Below are 17,636 nucleotides of genomic sequence, written 5' to 3'. Positions count from 1 at the left end.
GCCCCCGCACCGGCCGCCGCCCAGGTGCAGACCGACCGCAAGCCCGGCGGCGAACGCCAACTCGACGTGCGCTACGAAGCCCAACCCAACTTCTACTTCTGCGGCCCCGCCGCCGCCCGTAACGCGCTGAGCGTGCAGGGCAAGAACATCGACGTGTACGACATGGCCAAGCGCATGGGCACCACCGAAGCCGGCACCAACTCCATCAACGACATCACCCCCATCCTGAACAAGGAGACGGGTAAGGACGTCTACCGCTCCGTGGAGATCCGCGACGCCGACGCCGCCACCAAGCAGGTTGACAAGCTCCGCGACGACGTCGTGCGCACCGTCGACGACGGCCGCGCCGTGGTCGCCAACATCGCCGGCACCACCACCGACACCGACGGCACCACCCACAGCTTCGAAGGCGGCCACTACATCAGCGTCACCGGCTACCGCGACAACGGCAACCAGGTGAAGATCGCCGACTCCGCCGACCCCAACCAGGCCGAGTACTGGATCACCACCGACGCACTCGCCAACTGGATCGCCAGCCGCGGCTACAGCGCCACCAGCTGACCCCGCGACACCACAAGGGCCGACCTCCCACCCCGGAGGTCGGCCCTTGTCGACACCACGACAACGTCAGTGAAGATGCGGCGTCAAGCGGTCGCGGCGGGGGTGAGGAGCTCCAGGCGGTTGCCGTGCGGGTCCTCGGTGTGGAAGCGGCGCAGCCCCGGCAACTCGTCGCCGCCCCAGGCGACGGGGTATCCGGCGGCGGTCAGCCGGTCGGCGAGGGCGTCCAGGTCGGGCCGGAGCAGGGCGGGATGCGCCTTGCGGGCGGGCCGGAAGTCGTCCTCGACGCCGAGGTGCAGTTCGGCACCGTACCCGGTGAACCAGCAACCGCCGCGGGCCGCGAGTGCCGGCGGCTTGGGCACCTCGGTCAGGTGGAGCAGGCCGATGTAGAAGGCCCGCGAGGCGTCCTCGGAGCCCCGTGGGCAGGCGAGCTGAACGTGATGGATCATGGATGCACCTCCCGTCCACACGATGGCAGCGGGTTGACCTAATAGCAAGACGGACGTACGGTTTTGTTGACAGCGCGAATCGGCGGTAAGTGTCGCCTAAGCTCGGCGGCCTTCCGGCCGGTGCGACAGACTGCTCAGGACTACTCACGGTCGCTGGTGTGAAGGAGTACGACGTGGCGAGCCTCGACACCTTCGGTGCGAAGAAGCAGCTGCGCGTCGGAGACGCGAGCTACGAGATTTTCAAGATCAGCCAGGTGGAGGGCCACGACCGGCTCCCCTACAGCCTGAAGATCCTGCTGGAGAACCTGCTGCGGACCGAGGACGGCGCGAACATCACCGCCGAACACATCCGCCAGCTCGGTGCCTGGGATCCGACCGCGGACCCCAATGTCGAAATCCAGTTCACCCCGGCGCGGGTGCTGATGCAGGACTTCACCGGCGTACCGTGCGTGGTCGACCTGGCCACCATGCGCGAGGCCGTCCGCGAGCTGGGCGGTGACCCGACCAAGGTGAACCCGCTCGCCCCCGCCGAGCTGGTCATCGACCACTCGGTCATCGCCGACCTGTTCGGCCGCGAGGACGCCTTCGAGCGCAACGTCGAGCTGGAGTACGAGCGCAACAAGGAGCGTTACCAGTTCCTGCGCTGGGGCCAGACCGCCTTCAACGAATTCAAGGTGGTCCCGCCCGGCACCGGCATCGTGCACCAGGTCAACATCGAGTACCTGGCCCGTACGATCATGGAGCGCGAAGGACAGGCGTACCCGGACACGGTCGTCGGCACCGACTCGCACACCACGATGGTCAACGGCCTGGGCGTGCTGGGTTGGGGCGTCGGCGGCATCGAGGCCGAGGCGGCCATGCTGGGTCAGCCGGTCAGCATGCTGATCCCCCGCGTGGTGGGCTTCAAGCTCTCCGGTGAGATGCCGGCCGGCACCACCGCCACCGACCTGGTGCTCACCATCACCGAGATGCTGCGTAAGCACGGCGTGGTCGGCAAGTTCGTCGAGTTCTACGGCCCCGGTGTGAGCGCCGTGCCGCTGGCCAACCGGGCCACCATCGGCAACATGTCCCCGGAGTACGGCTCCACCGTGGCGATCTTCCCGATCGACGCCGAGACCGTGCGCTACCTGGAGCTGACCGGCCGGGACCCGCAGCAGGTCGCGCTGGTCGAGGCGTATGCGAAAGAACAAGGACTCTGGCACGACCCGGCCCACGAGCCGTCCTACTCCGAGCAGCTGGAACTGGACCTGGGCACCATCGAGCCCTCGCTCGCCGGGCCGAAGCGCCCGCAGGACCGGGTGCCGCTGGGCAACGCCAAGACGCTGTTCCGCGCCGCACTCACCGACTACGTGGCCGCCGACGAGACCGGCGGCGACCCGGGCCGCAAGCCCGGCGTGCCGCAGCAGGAGAAGCCGTTCGGCACCGCCGGCCACGCCGACGAGGCCAGCGCCGAGTCGTTCCCGGCCAGCGACCCGCCGGCCAACGGGGTGAGCGACCCCGCCGACGCCCCGCGCGACCTGGTCACCGCGGCCGTCGGTGCCGGCGGGCGGGCCAGCAGCCCGATCCGGGTCACCGGCGAAGACGGCGTCGAGTACGAGCTGGACCACGGCGCGGTGGTGATCGCCGCCATCACCTCCTGCACCAACACCTCCAACCCGCAGGTCATGATCGGTGCGGCGCTGCTCGCCCGCAACGCGGTGGACAAGGGGCTGAACCGCAAGCCGTGGGTGAAGACCACCCTGGCCCCCGGCTCGAAGGTGGTCATGGACTACTACGAGCGGGCCGGCCTCACGCCCTACCTGGAGAAGCTCGGCTTCCACCTGGTCGGCTACGGCTGCACCACCTGCATCGGCAACTCCGGCCCGCTGCCGGAGGAGATCTCGGCGGCGGTGAACGAGGCCGACCTCGCCGTGGTGTCGGTGCTCTCCGGCAACCGCAACTTCGAGGGCCGAATCAACCCCGACGTCAAGATGAACTACCTGGCCTCGCCGCCGCTGGTGGTGGCGTACGCCCTCGCCGGCACGATGGACATCGACCTGGCCAACGAGCCGATCGGTGAGGACAGCGCGGGCCAGCCGGTCTTCCTGCGCGACATCTGGCCGAGCACCGCCGAGATCCAGGACGTCATCGCCTCGGCGATCGGCGCCACCGGCTTCAGTGCCGCGTACGCCGACGTCTTCGCCGGTGACGAGCGCTGGCAGTCCCTGCCGACGCCGACCGGGGACACCTTCGCCTGGGACGGCGAGTCCACCTACGTCCGCAAGCCCCCGTACTTCGAGGGCATGCGGCGCCTGCCGGCGCCTGTCCTCGACATCGGTCCGGCTAGGGTGCTGGCCAAGCTGGGCGACTCGGTGACCACCGACCACATCTCCCCGGCCGGCTCGATCAAGGCCGACTCCCCGGCCGGTGAGTACCTCGCCGGACACGGTGTGCCACGGCACGAGTTCAACTCGTACGGCTCCCGCCGGGGTAACCACGAGGTGATGATCCGCGGCACGTTCGCCAACATCCGGTTGCGTAACCAGCTGGTGCCCGGCGTCGAGGGTGGCTACACGGTCAACCACCTCACCGGTGAGCAGACCTCGATCTACGACGCCTCGATGGCTTACCAGGAGGCGGGTGTCCCGCTGGTGATCCTGGCCGGCAAGGAGTACGGTTCCGGCTCGTCGCGCGACTGGGCGGCCAAGGGGACCATGCTGCTGGGGGTCAGGGCGGTCATCGCCGAGTCGTACGAGCGGATCCACCGCTCCAACCTGATCGGCATGGGCGTGCTGCCGCTTCAGTACCCGACCGGCGAGAACGCCGAGTCGTTGGGGCTGACCGGCACCGAGACGTTCACCATCACCGGCGTGACCGGGCTCAACGACGGCGAGACCCCGCGCACGGTGCGGGTGACCACCGACAGCGGGGTCGAGTTCGACGCGGTGGTGCGGATCGACACCCCGGGTGAGGCCGACTACTACCGCCACGGCGGCATCCTCCAGTACGTGCTGCGGCGCATGATCGCCAGCTGACGTACCCGACAGCGAAGGGCTCCTTCCCGGCGTGGGAAGGAGCCCTTCGTCGTACGGCAGGGGTGCTGGGGCGCGACCGGCGGCGGACCCGGCCGGCGACCCCCGGTCGTCACTCGGCCCGGCGGCGCGCGTCCCGGACCTTCATGGCGTGCTCGACCAGGGTGATCAGCACCTCCTTGGCCGACTCGCGGTTGCGGGCGTCGCAGAGCAGCACCGGCACCTCGGGGTCGAGGTTCAGTGCGGCCTGCACCTCGTCGAGCCGGTACTGCCGGGCCCCCTCGAAGCAGTTCACCGCCACCAGGAACGGGGTGCCCCGTCCCTCGAAGTAGTCGATCGAGGGGAAGCAGTCGGCCAGCCGGCGAGTGTCGGCCAACACCACGGCGCCGATCGCGCCGAGGGCCAACTCGTCCCAGACGAACCAGAACCGGTCCTGCCCCGGGGTCCCGAAGAGATACAGCACCAGATCGTCGCTGATGGTGATGCGACCGAAGTCCATCGCCACGGTGGTGGTCTGCTTGGTCTCCACCCCGGACAGGTCGTCGATGCCGACGCCCGACTCGGTCAGCACCTCCTCGGTGCGCAGCGGACGTGTCTCGCTGACCGCGCCGACCATCGTCGTCTTGCCCACCCCGAAGCCGCCCGCGACCAGAATCTTGATCGCCGTGGGCAGTGCGGCTGCGCCCGACGGCCGCTCAGAGTGCCCGTAGTCCATTGATAACCGCCTCGAAGATGCTGTGGTCGGGAATGCCGAGGGTGCTCTGCGGCTCCCGGATCTGTACCAGGTTGCGCGCCACCAGATCACCGAGCAGGACCCGCACGGTGCCGACCGGCAGGTCCAGGTGTGCCGCGATCTCGGCGACGGACTGCATCCGCTGGCACAGTCCGACGATCGCCAGATGCTCCGGGCCGATACCGATCTCCGGAGACACGTCCTTGCGGGTCGCCGTCACCAGGGAGATCAGGTCGAACGTGCCGGTGACCGGCCGGGCCCGGCCGCCGGTCACCGCGTACGGACGGACCACCGGGCCAGCATGGTCGTCAACCCACTGATGTTCGGCAGATTCTCCCTGCACCGTCATGCGTGCTACTTCTCCCCGTTTGTCTGGTCCGCTGATCGACTGGGCGAGGCGACGTACTTGCCGACCCGGGTGACCAGCATGGCCATCTCGTACGCGATCAGTCCCACATCGGCGTCCTCACTGGCCAGAACCGCGAGGCAGGCGTTGCGACCGGCGGCTGTGACGAACAGGAAGGACGACTGCATCTCGATGATTGTCTGCTGCACCTGCCCACCGCCGAACCGCTTGCCCGCGCCCCGGGCCAGGCTCTGGATGCCAGCCGCCATCGCCGCCAGATGCTCGCCGTCGTCACGGCTGAGCCCCTGCGAGGAGGCCATCAACAGACCGTCGGCGGACAGCGCAACCGCGTGCTCGGCCTGCTTGACCCGGCCGACCAGGTCATCCAGCAACCACGCCAGGTCGGCACTCGAAGCCGTCTTCTGCCCCACTTCGTCGTCCTCTTCTCCTCGGCTCTCGCCGTGCTCATCTGTGCCTGGCCGGCGGTCGTGCGGTCCGCCCGACCGCGGCTCAGGTCGCTTGTTGGTCGGCGCCGTCGGGATCGTCCCCGTCGGCTGCCTGACCGGTACCGCCGAGCAACCGGGCGGCGTCGGTGCGCCCGCGCCTGGTGCCGGTCTGGTACGAACTCATCATGCGCCGCACCTGTTCGGGTTCGCGGATCACGTCGTCGTCCTCCTCCGCCGCCTCCGGTTCGTCCCGCAACGCGGGCGCGAGGCTGGCCTGCCGGATCCGAACCGGAAGGCCCGACTCGGTGCGACTCGGCTCGCTGTCCACACCGACACCGCCCGGCTCGGGTGCCGTGGGCACCGGTTCGATCGGCGGACGACCGCCGGTGTTCTCGATCAGCCGGTGGGGTGCCCGTGGGACGCTCTCGGTGCTCGACGTCGAGGTGACGGGGAGCCCGATCGGAATGGTCGGCCCGTCCAGTGCGGAGTAGCCGGGCCGGCGCCGTGACCGGGTCGGCAGCCCGGTGCCGTCGGTGTCGTCCACCGGCCCGAGGTTGAGCTCGACCGGTACGTCCTGACCGCGTTCGGCCACGCCGTCGTGCCCGGCGTCGGCGGTGCGGGGTGCGGGCGGTACGGGCGGTGCGGGCGGTGCCGCCGGCGCGGCGAGGGCCACCGGCGCGGTCGTCCGCTCGGTCCTGGCAGCCGGCCCCGGACCGGCGGCCACGGCCGGCGCCTCGGTCCGGGTGCCGACGGGCGCCTCGGGCTCGGCACCGTCCACGATGATCAGATCGCTCGGGATCAGCACCACGGCAGTGGTGCCGCCGTACGCGGACTCCTTGAGCTGCACCCGCACCCCGTGCCGGTCGGTCAGCCGGCTCACCACGTACAGGCCGAGCCGGGACGCGTCGGCGAGGTTCAGCTCGGAGCGGTCCACGATGCGGTAGTTGGCCGCGGCCAGGTCTTCCTCGGTCATCCCGAGGCCGCGGTCCTCGATCTCGATGGCGAAGCCGTTGGCGACCAGTTGCCCGCGTACCTCCACCGTGGTGTGCGGCGGGGAGAACGAGAGCCCGTTCTCGATCAGCTCGGCGAGCAGGTGGATGACGTCACCGACCGCACGGCCGGCCAGCGACACACCGCTGATCGGCAGCACCTGGACCCGGGTGTAGTCCTCGACCTCGCCGACCGCGCCCCGGATCACGTCCACCATCGGCACGCTGCGCCGCCAGGCCCGACCGGGGGTGGAGCCGGAGAGCACGATCAGGTTCTCGGCGTTGCGCCGCATCCGGGTGGCGAGGTGGTCGACGCGGAACAGGTCCTCCAGTTCCTCCGCGTCGTGCTCGCGCCGCTCCATCGCGTCCAGCAGGGTGAGCTGGCGATGCACCAGGGCCTGGGTACGTCGGGCCAGGCTGAGGAAGACGTCACGCACCGCCCGACGCAGTTCGGCCTGCTCGACAGCGGTCCGGATCGCGGTCTCCTGCACGACGTTGAAGGCCTTACCCACCTGGCCGATCTCGTCGTCGCCGAACTGGAGCGGTGGGGCCTCCTTGCTGACATCCACCTGCTCGCCTTGACCGAGTCGCTCCACCACGCTCGGCAGCCGGTCGTTGGCGAGCTGGAAGGCGGCGTCGCGCAGCCGCTGCAACTGCTGGACCAGGGCCCGCGCGGTGGTGATCGAGACGATCACCGAGGCGATGACCGCGAGCAGGCCGAGACCGGCGGCGAGCACCAGCCGGACGATGACCCCGACCGCGACCGGGACGGCGCTCTTGACGATGTCGTCACCGCCGGCCAGCACCACGTCGCTGATCTCGACCATCGCCGGGCCCGTGGTCTCCGCCCAGTCCTGGCCGGTGAAGGGCGGCCGGGAGCTGCCGGAGCCGACCATGATCTCGTTTTCCAGCTCGGCCAGCCGCTGGAAGCTCGGAGCGGCGATCAGCTGCGCGTAGCGTTGCTGATCGGCGTCGGGAAGCCGGACGATCGCCTGCTCCGCGAGGAACTGGCGGGCACCCACCACCCGGGTGAACTCGGCCCGCTCGGCGGGGGTGATCCGGCCGGCGGCCAGCACACCGGCGAGCATCGCGTCCTCCTGGGACAGCAGCTCGCGAGCCCGGTTGAGCCGGATCAGCTGGGTGGTGTTCTCGGCGACCTCGTCGTCGTCGAGGTTGCCGAGTTCGTCGTACACCTGGTAGATCGACTCGATCAGCTCGGTGAACGCCGTGCCGGCCTCGCCGCGGCCGATGTTGCGCTCGTCGACGGCGGTGCGGGTGTCCCGCAGCGCGTCCAGCCCCTGCTGCAGCAGGGCGACGCGTTCGTGCAGGTCGTCGCTGCCGAGCAGGCTCACCTGCCAGTTGTCCACCGATTCGGCGAACTCCGCGGCCAGCTGGTCCGTACGCTGACGCAGCTGCTCCAGCTCGGCCCGCTGGGCCTCCTCGGGCCGGCCGAGATAGACGAGCGAGCTGCGCCGTTCCGTCTGGAGCTGGAGCAGCAGCGGCTCGGTGGGATCGAACACCCGCACGTCGAGCGCCTGCACGCCGACCAGGTTCACACCCTCCCGGACGGTGACCCAGGCCGTGAAGCCCCAGAGCGCCACCAGCGAAGCCAGCAGAGCCACGACCTTGGTACGCAGATTCGAACTGCGGGAACCCATTACACCGTCCCTGGCCCTGAGCGAGTTGATCTGTCAGTCAGCGGCGTGTCGCGCGCACCGACCCCGGCGCACGCTAACAGCGTCACCGCAGCAACTCAAGCGGTCGTGATCATGCCCTGGTCGGCCCCCTGCTGGCGTGGGACTGATGCGCCGCCACGCGCCGTCTCGGTCGCCGCGAACGCCAGTCGCCGGGCCGCGATCACCGCCGCACGGACGATGAGTATCGGCGTGTAGAGGTCCTTGTCGTGCCACAGTGGTGGGTGTTCGGTCGGTTCGGCACACAGTGGTTCGAGGGCCCTGAGGACCGCCTCCCGCACCCGGGGTCGGATCGGCCGCCCTGCGCCGAGCAGCACGTGCACCGCGTACGCCGTCTCCTCCGTGGTGGTCGACCAGCGTCCCCAGCCACCGTCGTCACGTTGGGTGGCCAACACCCAGTCCGCCGCCCGGTCGACGGCCGCGTCGGCCACCTCGGCCGGTGCGTAGCCGGCCAGGGCCAGCGCCGCGCAACAGGTGGCGTAGTAAGGCGAGGCGTGCCATCGGTCGGCCCACTGCCCGTCCGGTTGTTGTGCGTCACGCAGCCATCCGGCGAGCCGGGTCACCCGGGGGGCGTACCGCTCGGCACCGTCCCGCGCGTTCCTGGCGTGCCAGCCCAACGCCTCCAGCACGTGCGCGTTCGTGGTGATCGAGTGTCCGTCCTCCCCCTGCCAGGTGCAGAAGTGCGTGCCCAGGTCGAAACGGAGCAGGCTCGCCGGGTCCACCGGGTGTCCCAGCCGGGCGAGGGCGTACAGGGTGGCGGAGGTGGTGTCGGCGTCGGTCGGCAGACCGGGGCCGGTGGCCGCGCCGTCGGGGCCGAGGGCGGCGACCAGCTCACTGACCAGCCCCGGCGACGGCGTCACCGGCAGCCCCACCCGGACGAGCGTGGCCAGCGACCAGGACCGTTCGAAAGTCGTGATCGGCGTGCAGCACGGCACCGGCCCACCGTGCCGGGCCACGACGGCGTCGAGGTAGGCCCGGGCGGCGCGGTCCGGCGTACGCCGGTGGGCGAGCCAGGCCGCGGTGGCCGCCGGCGAGGCGCCCACCGCACCCTCGACCGGGGTGACTTCGGTACGCGTGGCGGCGGCCGCGCCGAGCACCTCGTAGGCGTGCCAGAGTTTGCTGGGCACCGGGTGGTCGGTGGCGAGCAGCGCGGCGACCGCGTCGACCCGGCGTCGGTCCACCGGGGGCAGTGCCGGCCCGAACTCGCCACCCAGCTCGGTCAGGTGCGCGTCGATCCGCGCGGCCAGGGCCGGCACGATCAGATCCGCCGCCGGGGTGTCCGGCATGGACGTGCCGTCGGCCAACCGTCGAGCCAGCGCGGCCAGGCCCCGGGCGGTGGCGGCGGCGAGTTCGGCTCGGGCCGCAGTGCCGGCCGGATCAGCCCGGACCAGTTCGGCGAGCAGTCCCTGCACCGCGCTGGCCGTGGGCACCAGGGCGTACCCGCCCGCCGGGCCCCAACTGCCGTCGGCACTCTGCTGCGCAAGCAGGTAGGCCAGCCGTCGCCCGTGCCCGTCCAGCCACGGGGCGTCGGCGACGAGCCGTCCGGTCTCGTAGACGGAGTTGCTCACCTGCCCGGCCGGTTCGCGTTCCAGCAGGGCGACCAGATCGCGGGCGGCGGCGGTCACACTGGGCCCGGTCTCCGCGCCGACGGCGGGTGCCACGGTCGTCACGACACGCCCCAGAAGTCGGTGGAACGGTAGAACCCGCTGCTGAAACCGATCTGCCGGGCCAGGTAGTCGGCGGGCACCGGAACGCTGTCGCGCAGCGGCTCCAGCATCGCGCGGGCCTCGGCCACCAGCTCGATGATCCGCTGCTCGACCTCGGCCCTGGGCACCAGCAGCAAGGCGTTGAGGTCGCCCCAGCGCACATCACGTTCGTACGTGCCGAGGTCGTTGACCAGTCGAAGGATGCGCTGGACCTGGTCGCTGGCGGCGAGCAACGCGTCCAGGTGTTTCAGCGTCGCCGGGTCGTCGGTGTGGATCCAGTGCACCACGTTGACCACCGTGCAGGCCAGGTTGGCGGCGTTGTCCAGGTATTCCGCGAAGCTGGGCAGCTGGTCCGGCTGCTGCTTCCAGTCCCACTCGCGGCCCATGGCAACCAGCACCGTACGGATCTCGTCGCGCCAGCGGTGCCGGTGTTCGGCGAAGGCCGGCACGGCCGCGAGCTCGTCCCGCAGCTCGGCGAGGAAGGCGCCCAGGGCGTCGCCCTCCTCCGGACTCCCGCCATCGGCCACGGCGAGGCAGCGTGCGGTCAGCCGGTCGATCTCGTCGCGCGATCGTGCCTCGTGGTCGATCAGCCAGTCGACGGCGAAGCCCCAGAGCACGACACGGTTGGTGATCCGCAGTTGGGCCGGGTCGCACCAGGGCGCGCCGAAGGCGATGGCCATCGCCACGTTGCCGAAGAGCGCCGCGTCGAACGGCTTGGCGGGAAACAGATCCGGGTACGACGCCGCGACCTTCGCCAGGTCACGCTGGCCCTGTGCGGCGAGGGCACAGATGCGGCCCTGTTCGGCGGCGATCAGCAGTTGGTCTCCGCCGGCGTCCGGCGGCTCGGTCCGGGCGCTCACGCCGCCACACCCTGCACCGGTCGCAGGGTCACCTCGACCCGGTCGAGCGGGCGCAACGCGGCCGCCACCTTGATGCCGGGCACGCCCGAACGGCGCAACCGGAACCGGAACCGGCTCAGCAGGGTGGCCACGATCAGGGTGGCCTCCAGATAGAACAGGTGCATGCCGAGGCACTGGTGCGGGCCGCCGCCGAACGGGAAGTGCGCGTACTTGGGTCGGCCGCGGGACGCCTCCGGGCTGAACCGGTCGGGATCGAAGACCTCGGGCCGGTCCCAGAACATCGACATCCGCTGGGTGATCAGCGGGCTGACCACGAGAGTGGCGCCGGCCGGGATCCGGACGCCGCCGATGACGTCCTCCTCGACCGCTCGACGCGGGAAGAGCCAGCCGATCGGATAGAGCCGCAGCAGTTCGTCGAGGACCTGCCGCAGGTAGCGCAGCTCGCGCAGGTGTTCGCGGCGGACCGGCTGGTCGCCCACCACCCGGTCGAGTTCCTCGTAGAGCCGGGTGGCGACCGTCGGGTCCTGCTCGATGTGCGGCCAGAGCCAGGTGAGCACGCTGATCGTGGTCTCGGTGGTGGTGGCCACCATCGCCACCGTGTCGTTGCGGACCTGACGCTCGTCCAGCCGGCCGCCGTCCTCGGTGCGCCCCCGCCACAGGGTGGAGATGATGTCGTCGGCGCCCTCGTGGGCGGTGTCGCGCGCCGCCCGCACGGTGGGCAGCAGCAGGTCGTCGATGAGCTGCACGGCGCGCCGGAACGTCCGGTCGCCCGGCATCGGCGCGTAGTTCGGCGCCCACGGCACCATGATCCGGGGCATCACCGACCAGGCGATGGCGTCCTGCGCTTCCATGATCCGCATTGCGTCCGGCACGGTGATCTTGTTGTCGAAGAAGACCCGCATGATCGCCGAACAGACGATCTCGGCCTGCACGGTGCCCATGTCCACCGGCTGACCGGTCCGCGCCGGCTCCGCCAACTCGTCGATGGCCTCCTCGATCGCCACCGCGAGGCGGTCGACGAGCCCGTCGATGCGCCGGGCCGTGAACAGCGGCTGGAGGATCTGCCGGCTGTTGGTCCAGTATTCTCCGTCGCTGAGGATGCCCTCGCCGAACAACCGCTTCAGTGGACGCCACTGCAGGCCGTCGCCGGCCCGGACGTAGTTGCCGGACTTCTCCCGCAGCACCCGCTGAAGGTGGTCGGGATGGGTGATGAGGTACGGGCGGAACGAACCGAGGTTGAGCTTGACCACCTCGCCCCCGGACCGGTCGCCGAACTCGACAAGCGCACGGGCCGGGTCACGCATCAGGCTCGGCACCACGTGCCGCAGGGGTATGGATCCCGCTCGTCTGGTGTGGACGGACATGGCGTGGTCGGCTCCCGCCTGCAACAGGCCCCAGGGGTACGGGGCATCACTCTTCGAATTGCCGTGGTCGCGATGAGCATGCCATTGCGATGGCACTCCTTACTAGTCGCGTAGCGAGAAATCTTCATGGTCGACATTCCCGCTGTCCACAGCAGAGATCGGACGTTCGACGACTAATGCCACAGTGGACAAATTGCCCACCGACGGGCCCGCGGGTCTCGCTCGCCGCCGCGTTTTCGCTGGTCAATGCCGAAATCGAGAGGTAAGTGGTCGATCGACTCGGGTCAGGGCCGGCATCGACCTCCGCAACCTCGGTGATCTTGGTCATGTCGGAGGAGCCGGCGGGCCGCGCCGACGACACTCGGCCCACCACGCCCAGGTGGCCGCGCCGGAAGGAATCCGGGCGCCACCCGCCTCGCTGTGCCAGGCTCAGAGGCATGGACGACAAGACCATCCTGAGCCGGATCTCTGATCTGGTCGACGAGGAACACCGGCTGCGCGCCACGGCGCAGGCACACGAGGCCGGCACCGATGACGAGGCCCGCACCCGGCTGCGCGAGCTGGAGGAGTCCCTTGACCAGTGCTGGGATCTGCTCCGTCGCCGCCGTGCCGCTCGCCAGGCCCACGGCGACCCCGACGCGCAGGGCGCTCGCCCGGTGCCAGAGGTCGAGCGATACCTACAGTGATCAGGTAGCCCGCCAAGCGTGACGGATCGCGTGAACGGGCTCCGGGCGACGGCATTCGCCGCCCGGAGCCCATCGTCAGCGCAGACCGGCCTCGCGGGAGAGCAGCTCAGTCAGCGCAGGCCGGCCTCGCGCGAGAGCAGCTCGGTCAACGCGCTCGGGTCGGCCAGGCCCGGCGGCAGGCCACGGGCCACGAACCAGGTGGCCACGATCCGGACGTCGCGGGCCAGGAACTCGCGCCCCTGCGGATTCGCCACCACGTCCACGACCTGCGGCAGGTCGATGAGCACCAACCGCCCCGCGCACACCAGCAGGTTGTACGGGGACAGGTCACCGTGCGCGTACCCGGCGCGGGCCAGGACCACAAGCGCGTCCACCAACTGCGCCCACAGGTCACGCAGCTCGGTGGGGTCCGGACGCAGCTCGGCCAGCCGGGGCGCGGCGCGCCCCTCGTCCGGATCGCCGAGGAACTCCAGCATCAGCTCGGTGCCGCGCAACTGCACCGGGTACGGGACGTTGATCGTGCCGTACCGGCTGCCGATCTCCCAGAGCCGGGCCAGCGCGCCGAATTCGGCCGCTGCCCACTGGCCGGCGATCATCTGCCGGCCGAACGCGGTCCGGCCGACCATGGCCCGCATCTCCCGGGACCGGCGGACCCGCCGTCCCTCCAGATAGCCGGCGTCGCGGTGAAAGAGCCGATGCCGGGGATCGCGGTAACGCTTGGCCGCCAGCAGGCAGGAGCGGTCCGTGTCCGGGACCGCGCGGCGGACCAGATGAACCTCCGCCTCCTTGCCGGTCTTGAGCACCCCGAGTTCGGTGTCCCGCGCCGCCAGTTCGGTGACCAGCCAGGCGGGGTGCGGCTGCGGACCGTGCACCGCGTCGTCCCAGGAGGACCAGGCCGGGCCCGGGTCCGGTTCCGGGTCGGCCGGGGTCTCGGCCGGCCGGCTCCGCTTCAGCAGGTGTGGTTCGTCGTCATCAAAGCGGCGCTTGCCGCGGTTGCGGCGTTCCCACGCCGGAAAGTCGTGATCGCGCACTGCGCTGTCGTCCCTTGGTCGAGGTGGCTGGAGGCAGGAGTTGACCTGCGAAGACGGTCATGACCGACCCCCTCTCCTCGACCGGGCGCACGCCCGGCACGCACGATGCGCGCGACAATGCTCGCCGGGCACCCCGACCTGGTCAACCGGATTTACGCCGTGCGGCGCCCGCCGAACCGGCCTCAAGCGCCCATGATCGTGGCGATGGCGGCGATCACGGTGTCCACCGTCGCGGTGGGCGCGAACCGGGCGTCCGTCCACGGCCGTCCCCGATGCAGCCAGATGCTGGGCAGGCCGACCGCGGTGGCGCCGCCGATGTCGGCCTCCGGCCCGTCGCCGATCACCCAGGCGCCGCGCAGCGGCATCCGCGCCCGCTGGGCGGCCAGCGCGAAGATCCGCGGATTGGGCTTGCTGACCCCGGCCTCCTCGGAGATCACCCAATCGGCGATGTACCGGTCCAGCCCGGTACGACGGATCTTGGTGTCCTGGAGCCGCACCGTGCCGTTGGTCACCACCACCGGCATCCAGCCGGCGTCGTCGGCGATCCGCAACGCACAGGCAACAAGTGGGTCGAGCCGGGTGAACTCGACCACGCCGTCGTGCAGCTCCTCGACCAGGTCGATGGAGGGGATCCGGAGCTGGTAGCGGTCCCGGATGGCGTCCGCGACGTCCCAGCGGTCGGTCAGACCGTCGGCGTCGATGGAGAGCAGCCAGTCGATGTCCCCCGGCGGCGCGCCGATGCTGTCCAGGAAGCGCTCTGCCCAGGTACGGAACGACCCGGCCCGATCGAGCAGGGTGTTGTCCAGATCCAGCAGGAGCAGCGGCACTCGGGCACCTTACGGGAATCGGGTACCCGGCCGACAGGGCCGGGTGTTACGCCTTCGGGTCGACTGCTCATCGCGGGGCAGGTGAGCGGCGATTCACCCGGCCGACACTCCCAAGCCGTACGTACGGTTTGCCTCACTAGGGATCGGCTGACACGATCGAGACGTGCCCAGAGTAAGTCAGGACCAGCTCGACGCCCGCCGGCAGGAGATTCTCGCCGCCGCCCGGGCCTGCTTCGCCCGGCACGGCTACGAAGGTGCCACCGTACGCCGGCTGGAGGAGGCGACCCGGTTGTCCCGGGGTGCGATCTTCCACCACTTCCGGGACAAGGACTCTCTCTTCCTCGCCGTCGCCGAGGACGACGCGGCCACGATGGTGGAGACCGTCGCCCGCAACGGCCTGGTCCAGGTGATGCGTGACCTGCTCGCCCGCGCGATATCCCCGGACACCACCGGCTGGTTGGGCAGCCAACTGGAGGTGTCACGGCGGTTGCGTACCGACCCGGCCTTCGCCAAGCGCTGGGCCGAGCGCTCGGCTGCCATTGCCGAGGCGACCCGGGAACGGCTGGTCCGCCAGCGGGAGGCCGGCGTGCTCCGCGAGGACGTACCGATCGACGTACTGGCCCGCTTCCTCGAACTCGCCTACGACGGCCTGGTGCTGCACCTGGCCATGGGTCGCCCGGCCGGTGACCTCGGCCCGGTGCTCGATCTGGTCGAGGAGGCCGTCCGGCGCAGGTAACGGCACGGTAACTGGGCCACCGCGGGTGCCACCGGCTGGCGGCGCGGCTCCACAATGAAGCTGCGGTTCCCCTCGCGCGACAGGAGCAGCCCATGACGCGTCTCGCCGCGGACTTCGACACCTGGGGCATCCCCAGCAGCACCTTCCTCGCCTGCTATCTGACGGCGGCCCTGCTGCTCGTGGCCGGTGTGCTGATCCACCGTCGGTCCCTGCTGGCGGGCCGGTCCGCCCCCGCCGCCGACCAGCTCGGCCCACAGCAGGTCGCCTACCTCAACGGCCGGGAGGAACTGGCGGTCTGGACCTCGCTCGGCACGCTGCGCAGCCAGGGCGTGATCGGGGTGGCCCCGGACCGGCGGCTGACCGTCGACGGACCGCTGCCACCCGCGGCGAGCCAGCTCGACCGAGCCATCCACTACGCCGCGGCGCAGGGCGTCCACGGCCGCGACCTGCGCCGCACCGAATGGGTCGAGCGGGCCCTCACCGAACTGCGGGACGGGCTGGACCGGCACGACCTGCTGCTCAGCCCGACCCGACGGGCCGCCCTACGGCTCGGCCCGCTGCTGCTCTCCGCGCTGCTGCTGCTCGGCGTCGCCCGGATCGTGGCGGGGCTGGCCAACGACCGTCCTATCTGGTACCTCGTGCTGATCGTGGGCGCACTGACGGTGGTCACCACTGTGCTGTTCGTCCGGGTGCCCTGGCGGACCCGGGCGGCCGACAACGCGTTGCGGACCCTGCGTACCCGACACCGGCACCTCGCCCCCGCCTCGAACCCGGCGTACTCCCTCTACGGTGCCAGCGGGGTGGCGATGGCGACGGGCCTGTTCGGCGTCGCGTCGCTCTGGGCACTGGATCCCGTCTTCGCCGCGCAGGCCGAGATCGAGCTACAGACCAAGGCGGCCGCGGCCAGCTCCGGTGCCAGCGCCGCCGGCACCGGCGGCTGCGGAAGCAACAGCGGCGACAGCGGCGGCGGAGGCGGCTGTGGGGGCGGGGGCGGCGGCTGTGGCGGCGGAGGGTGCGGCGGATGACCGGCCCGGAGGGGGTGGGCATCGGCTGGCGACCGGAGATCGACGGATTCGTCGCCGAACTGCCTGGACTGCGCTTCGTCGAGGTGATCGCCGAAGCGCTGCCGAGGTCCGGCCCGCCCCCGCACGGATTGGCCGCGCTTCGGGAACGCGGCGTCGCCGTCGTACCGCACGGGGTCCGCCTCTCCCTCGGCGGCGCGCAGCCGGTCGAACCGGCCCGGGTGGCCCACCTGGCCGCGGTCGCCGAACTCGTCGCGGCCCCACTGGTCAGCGAGCACATCGCCTTCGTCCGCGCCGGCGGCCTGGAGGCCGGACACCTGCTGCCGTTGCCCCGCACCCGGGAAGCCGTCGACGTGGTCTGCGCCAACGTCGCCCGGACGCAGGCGGAGCTGCCGGTGCCGCTCGCGCTGGAACCGATCGCGGCGCTGTTCGACTGGCCGGACGACGAACTCGACGAGGCGGCGTTCCTCACCGAGATCCTGGACCGCACCGGCGCGCTGCTGCTGCTCGACATCGCCAACGTGTACGCCAACGCCCGCAACCGGGGCGACGACCCGCTCGCGCTGCTGGCCGGGCTGCCGCTGGACCGGATCGCGTACCTGCACATCGCCGGCGGTGCCGAGCAGGGCGGCTACTACCACGACACGCACACCGACCCGGTCCCGCCACAGGTGCTGGACCTGCTCACCGAGCTGTGCGCCCGGCACCGCCCACCGGCGGTGCTGCTGGAACGGGACGGGCACTACCCTCCCGCCACCGACCTGCGCGCCGAACTGGACGCCGTGGCCCACGCCGCCGGCTTCCCGCTGGTGACCCGATGACCGCTGATACCCCACTGGCACACCGGCAGGCACAGTTGGTGGCGGCGTTGGTCACCGGTGCCACGCCGCCGCCGGGCTTCGCGCCGGGACCGCTGGCCGCCGCCCGCGCCGCTCTGCTGCGCAAACGCGCAGGCGAGGCGGCCCGGCACTGGCCGCTGCTCGCCGCCGGCCTCGGCCCGCGCTGGCCCGCGACCTTCACCGAGTGGGCAGCCGGCCGCCCCAATCCCGGCGGTCTGCGCGACGGCTGGGATCTGGCTCGCGCGCTACAGGCCCGCGCGGCGCTGCCCCCGCTGGCCGCCGAGGAACTGGCCACCCGCGAGAAGCTCTTCCGCTACGACGGCCACCACCCCCCACGCC

Annotated in this window: 17 protein-coding genes; 7 read left to right on the top strand and 10 right to left on the bottom strand. The window is 71.1% G+C overall.

Features of this window, described 5'->3' with window-relative positions; all coding sequences use genetic code 11:
* On the top strand, positions 1 to 561 hold a 561-nt coding region (locus C1I93_RS17890), incomplete at its 5' end, for a C39 family peptidase (protein ID WP_111244435.1).
* An 83-nt stretch (positions 562 to 644) separates the two neighbouring features.
* Here C1I93_RS17890 and C1I93_RS17885 read toward each other — a convergent pair.
* On the bottom strand, positions 645 to 1,007 hold the full coding sequence (locus C1I93_RS17885) for a VOC family protein (RefSeq protein ID WP_111244430.1): 363 nt from the start codon (positions 1,005 to 1,007) through the stop codon (positions 645 to 647).
* A 158-nt stretch (positions 1,008 to 1,165) separates the two neighbouring features.
* Between C1I93_RS17885 and C1I93_RS17880 the strand changes: the two genes are divergently transcribed.
* Complete coding sequence (locus C1I93_RS17880) at positions 1,166 to 4,021, top strand: aconitate hydratase (protein WP_111244429.1); 2,856 nt, start codon at positions 1,166 to 1,168, stop codon at positions 4,019 to 4,021.
* Positions 4,022 to 4,130: 109 nt separating this feature from the next.
* Here the strand turns inward: C1I93_RS17880 and C1I93_RS17875 are convergent, their stop codons facing one another.
* From C1I93_RS17875 to C1I93_RS17845, 7 genes are all read right to left on the bottom strand, one after another.
* Entirely contained in the window at positions 4,131 to 4,733 is a 603-nt protein-coding gene (locus C1I93_RS17875; protein ID WP_111244428.1) for a GTP-binding protein, read from the bottom strand.
* A complete protein-coding gene (locus C1I93_RS17870; RefSeq protein ID WP_111244427.1) occupies positions 4,714 to 5,100 on the bottom strand; it encodes a DUF742 domain-containing protein in 387 nt (128 codons plus the stop codon). Before C1I93_RS17870 ends, C1I93_RS17875 begins: the two co-directional genes overlap by 20 nt.
* 5 nt (positions 5,101 to 5,105) lie before the next feature.
* The gene (locus C1I93_RS17865; protein ID WP_111244426.1) at positions 5,106 to 5,528 is read right to left on the bottom strand and encodes a roadblock/LC7 domain-containing protein; all 423 of its coding nucleotides are present in this window, start codon (positions 5,526 to 5,528) and stop codon (positions 5,106 to 5,108) included.
* 79 nt (positions 5,529 to 5,607) lie between these two features.
* Complete coding sequence (locus C1I93_RS17860; protein ID WP_111244425.1) at positions 5,608 to 8,190, bottom strand: sensor histidine kinase; 2,583 nt, start codon at positions 8,188 to 8,190, stop codon at positions 5,608 to 5,610.
* A gap of 95 nt (positions 8,191 to 8,285) precedes the next feature.
* Positions 8,286 to 9,887 (bottom strand): prenyltransferase/squalene oxidase repeat-containing protein, encoded by a 1,602-nt coding sequence (locus tag C1I93_RS17855; protein ID WP_258378305.1) that lies wholly within the window; start codon positions 9,885 to 9,887, stop codon positions 8,286 to 8,288.
* A 5-nt stretch (positions 9,888 to 9,892) separates the two neighbouring features.
* The gene (locus tag C1I93_RS17850; protein WP_111244424.1) at positions 9,893 to 10,792 is read right to left on the bottom strand and encodes a terpene synthase family protein; all 900 of its coding nucleotides are present in this window, start codon (positions 10,790 to 10,792) and stop codon (positions 9,893 to 9,895) included.
* Positions 10,789 to 12,126: a cytochrome P450 gene (locus tag C1I93_RS17845; protein ID WP_420811803.1), complete on the bottom strand. Its 1,338-nt coding sequence runs from the start codon at positions 12,124 to 12,126 to the stop codon at positions 10,789 to 10,791. Before C1I93_RS17845 ends, C1I93_RS17850 begins: the two co-directional genes overlap by 4 nt.
* 467 nt (positions 12,127 to 12,593) lie before the next feature.
* Between C1I93_RS17845 and C1I93_RS17840 the strand changes: the two genes are divergently transcribed.
* On the top strand, positions 12,594 to 12,842 hold the full coding sequence (locus tag C1I93_RS17840) for a DUF2630 family protein (protein ID WP_111244433.1): 249 nt from the start codon (positions 12,594 to 12,596) through the stop codon (positions 12,840 to 12,842).
* A 110-nt stretch (positions 12,843 to 12,952) separates the two neighbouring features.
* Here the strand turns inward: C1I93_RS17840 and C1I93_RS17835 are convergent, their stop codons facing one another.
* Together C1I93_RS17835 and C1I93_RS17830 are read right to left on the bottom strand one after the other, a co-directional pair.
* Positions 12,953 to 13,873: a serine protein kinase RIO gene (locus tag C1I93_RS17835; RefSeq protein ID WP_111244422.1), complete on the bottom strand. Its 921-nt coding sequence runs from the start codon at positions 13,871 to 13,873 to the stop codon at positions 12,953 to 12,955.
* A 182-nt stretch (positions 13,874 to 14,055) separates the two neighbouring features.
* On the bottom strand, positions 14,056 to 14,700 hold the full coding sequence (locus C1I93_RS17830) for an HAD family hydrolase (protein WP_111244421.1): 645 nt from the start codon (positions 14,698 to 14,700) through the stop codon (positions 14,056 to 14,058).
* A 163-nt stretch (positions 14,701 to 14,863) separates the two neighbouring features.
* On the opposite strand from C1I93_RS17830, the gene C1I93_RS17825 reads away from it, so the two are divergent.
* From C1I93_RS17825 to C1I93_RS17810, 4 genes are all read left to right on the top strand, one after another.
* On the top strand, positions 14,864 to 15,436 hold the full coding sequence (locus C1I93_RS17825; RefSeq protein ID WP_111244420.1) for a TetR/AcrR family transcriptional regulator: 573 nt from the start codon (positions 14,864 to 14,866) through the stop codon (positions 15,434 to 15,436).
* A gap of 92 nt (positions 15,437 to 15,528) precedes the next feature.
* A complete protein-coding gene (locus tag C1I93_RS17820) occupies positions 15,529 to 16,461 on the top strand; it encodes a TIGR04222 domain-containing membrane protein (protein ID WP_111244419.1) in 933 nt (310 codons plus the stop codon).
* The gene (locus C1I93_RS17815; RefSeq protein WP_111244431.1) at positions 16,458 to 17,279 is read left to right on the top strand and encodes an MbnB/TglH/ChrH family RiPP precursor modification enzyme; all 822 of its coding nucleotides are present in this window, start codon (positions 16,458 to 16,460) and stop codon (positions 17,277 to 17,279) included. Before C1I93_RS17820 ends, C1I93_RS17815 begins: the two co-directional genes overlap by 4 nt.
* A partial coding sequence (locus C1I93_RS17810; protein ID WP_111244432.1) for an SCO6045 C-terminal-like domain-containing protein occupies positions 17,276 to 17,636 on the top strand: 361 nt, incomplete at its 3' end. The genes C1I93_RS17815 and C1I93_RS17810, both read left to right, overlap by 4 nt.

This window comes from Micromonospora endophytica (assembly GCF_003236305.1).
Classification (GTDB): domain Bacteria; phylum Actinomycetota; class Actinomycetes; order Mycobacteriales; family Micromonosporaceae; genus Micromonospora; species Micromonospora endophytica.
The sequence above is the reverse complement of the archived record's forward strand: the minus strand, read 5'-3'. Positions and strand labels throughout refer to the sequence as shown.

Bases quoted from the DNA above. Each gene is read 5' to 3' on its own strand.
- C1I93_RS17885 (WP_111244430.1), bottom strand. From the start codon at position 1,007: ATGATCCATCACGTTCAGCTCGCCTGCCCACGGGGCTCCGAGGACGCC.
- C1I93_RS17875 (WP_111244428.1), bottom strand. From the start codon at position 4,733: ATGGACTACGGGCACTCTGAGCGGCCGTCGGGCGCAGCCGCACTGCCC.
- C1I93_RS17870 (WP_111244427.1), bottom strand. From the start codon at position 5,100: ATGACGGTGCAGGGAGAATCTGCCGAACATCAGTGGGTTGACGACCAT.
- C1I93_RS17860 (WP_111244425.1), bottom strand. From the start codon at position 8,190: ATGGGTTCCCGCAGTTCGAATCTGCGTACCAAGGTCGTGGCTCTGCTG.
- C1I93_RS17840 (WP_111244433.1), top strand. From the start codon at position 12,594: ATGGACGACAAGACCATCCTGAGCCGGATCTCTGATCTGGTCGACGAG.
- C1I93_RS17820 (WP_111244419.1), top strand. From the start codon at position 15,529: ATGACGCGTCTCGCCGCGGACTTCGACACCTGGGGCATCCCCAGCAGC.
- C1I93_RS17815 (WP_111244431.1), top strand. From the start codon at position 16,458: ATGACCGGCCCGGAGGGGGTGGGCATCGGCTGGCGACCGGAGATCGAC.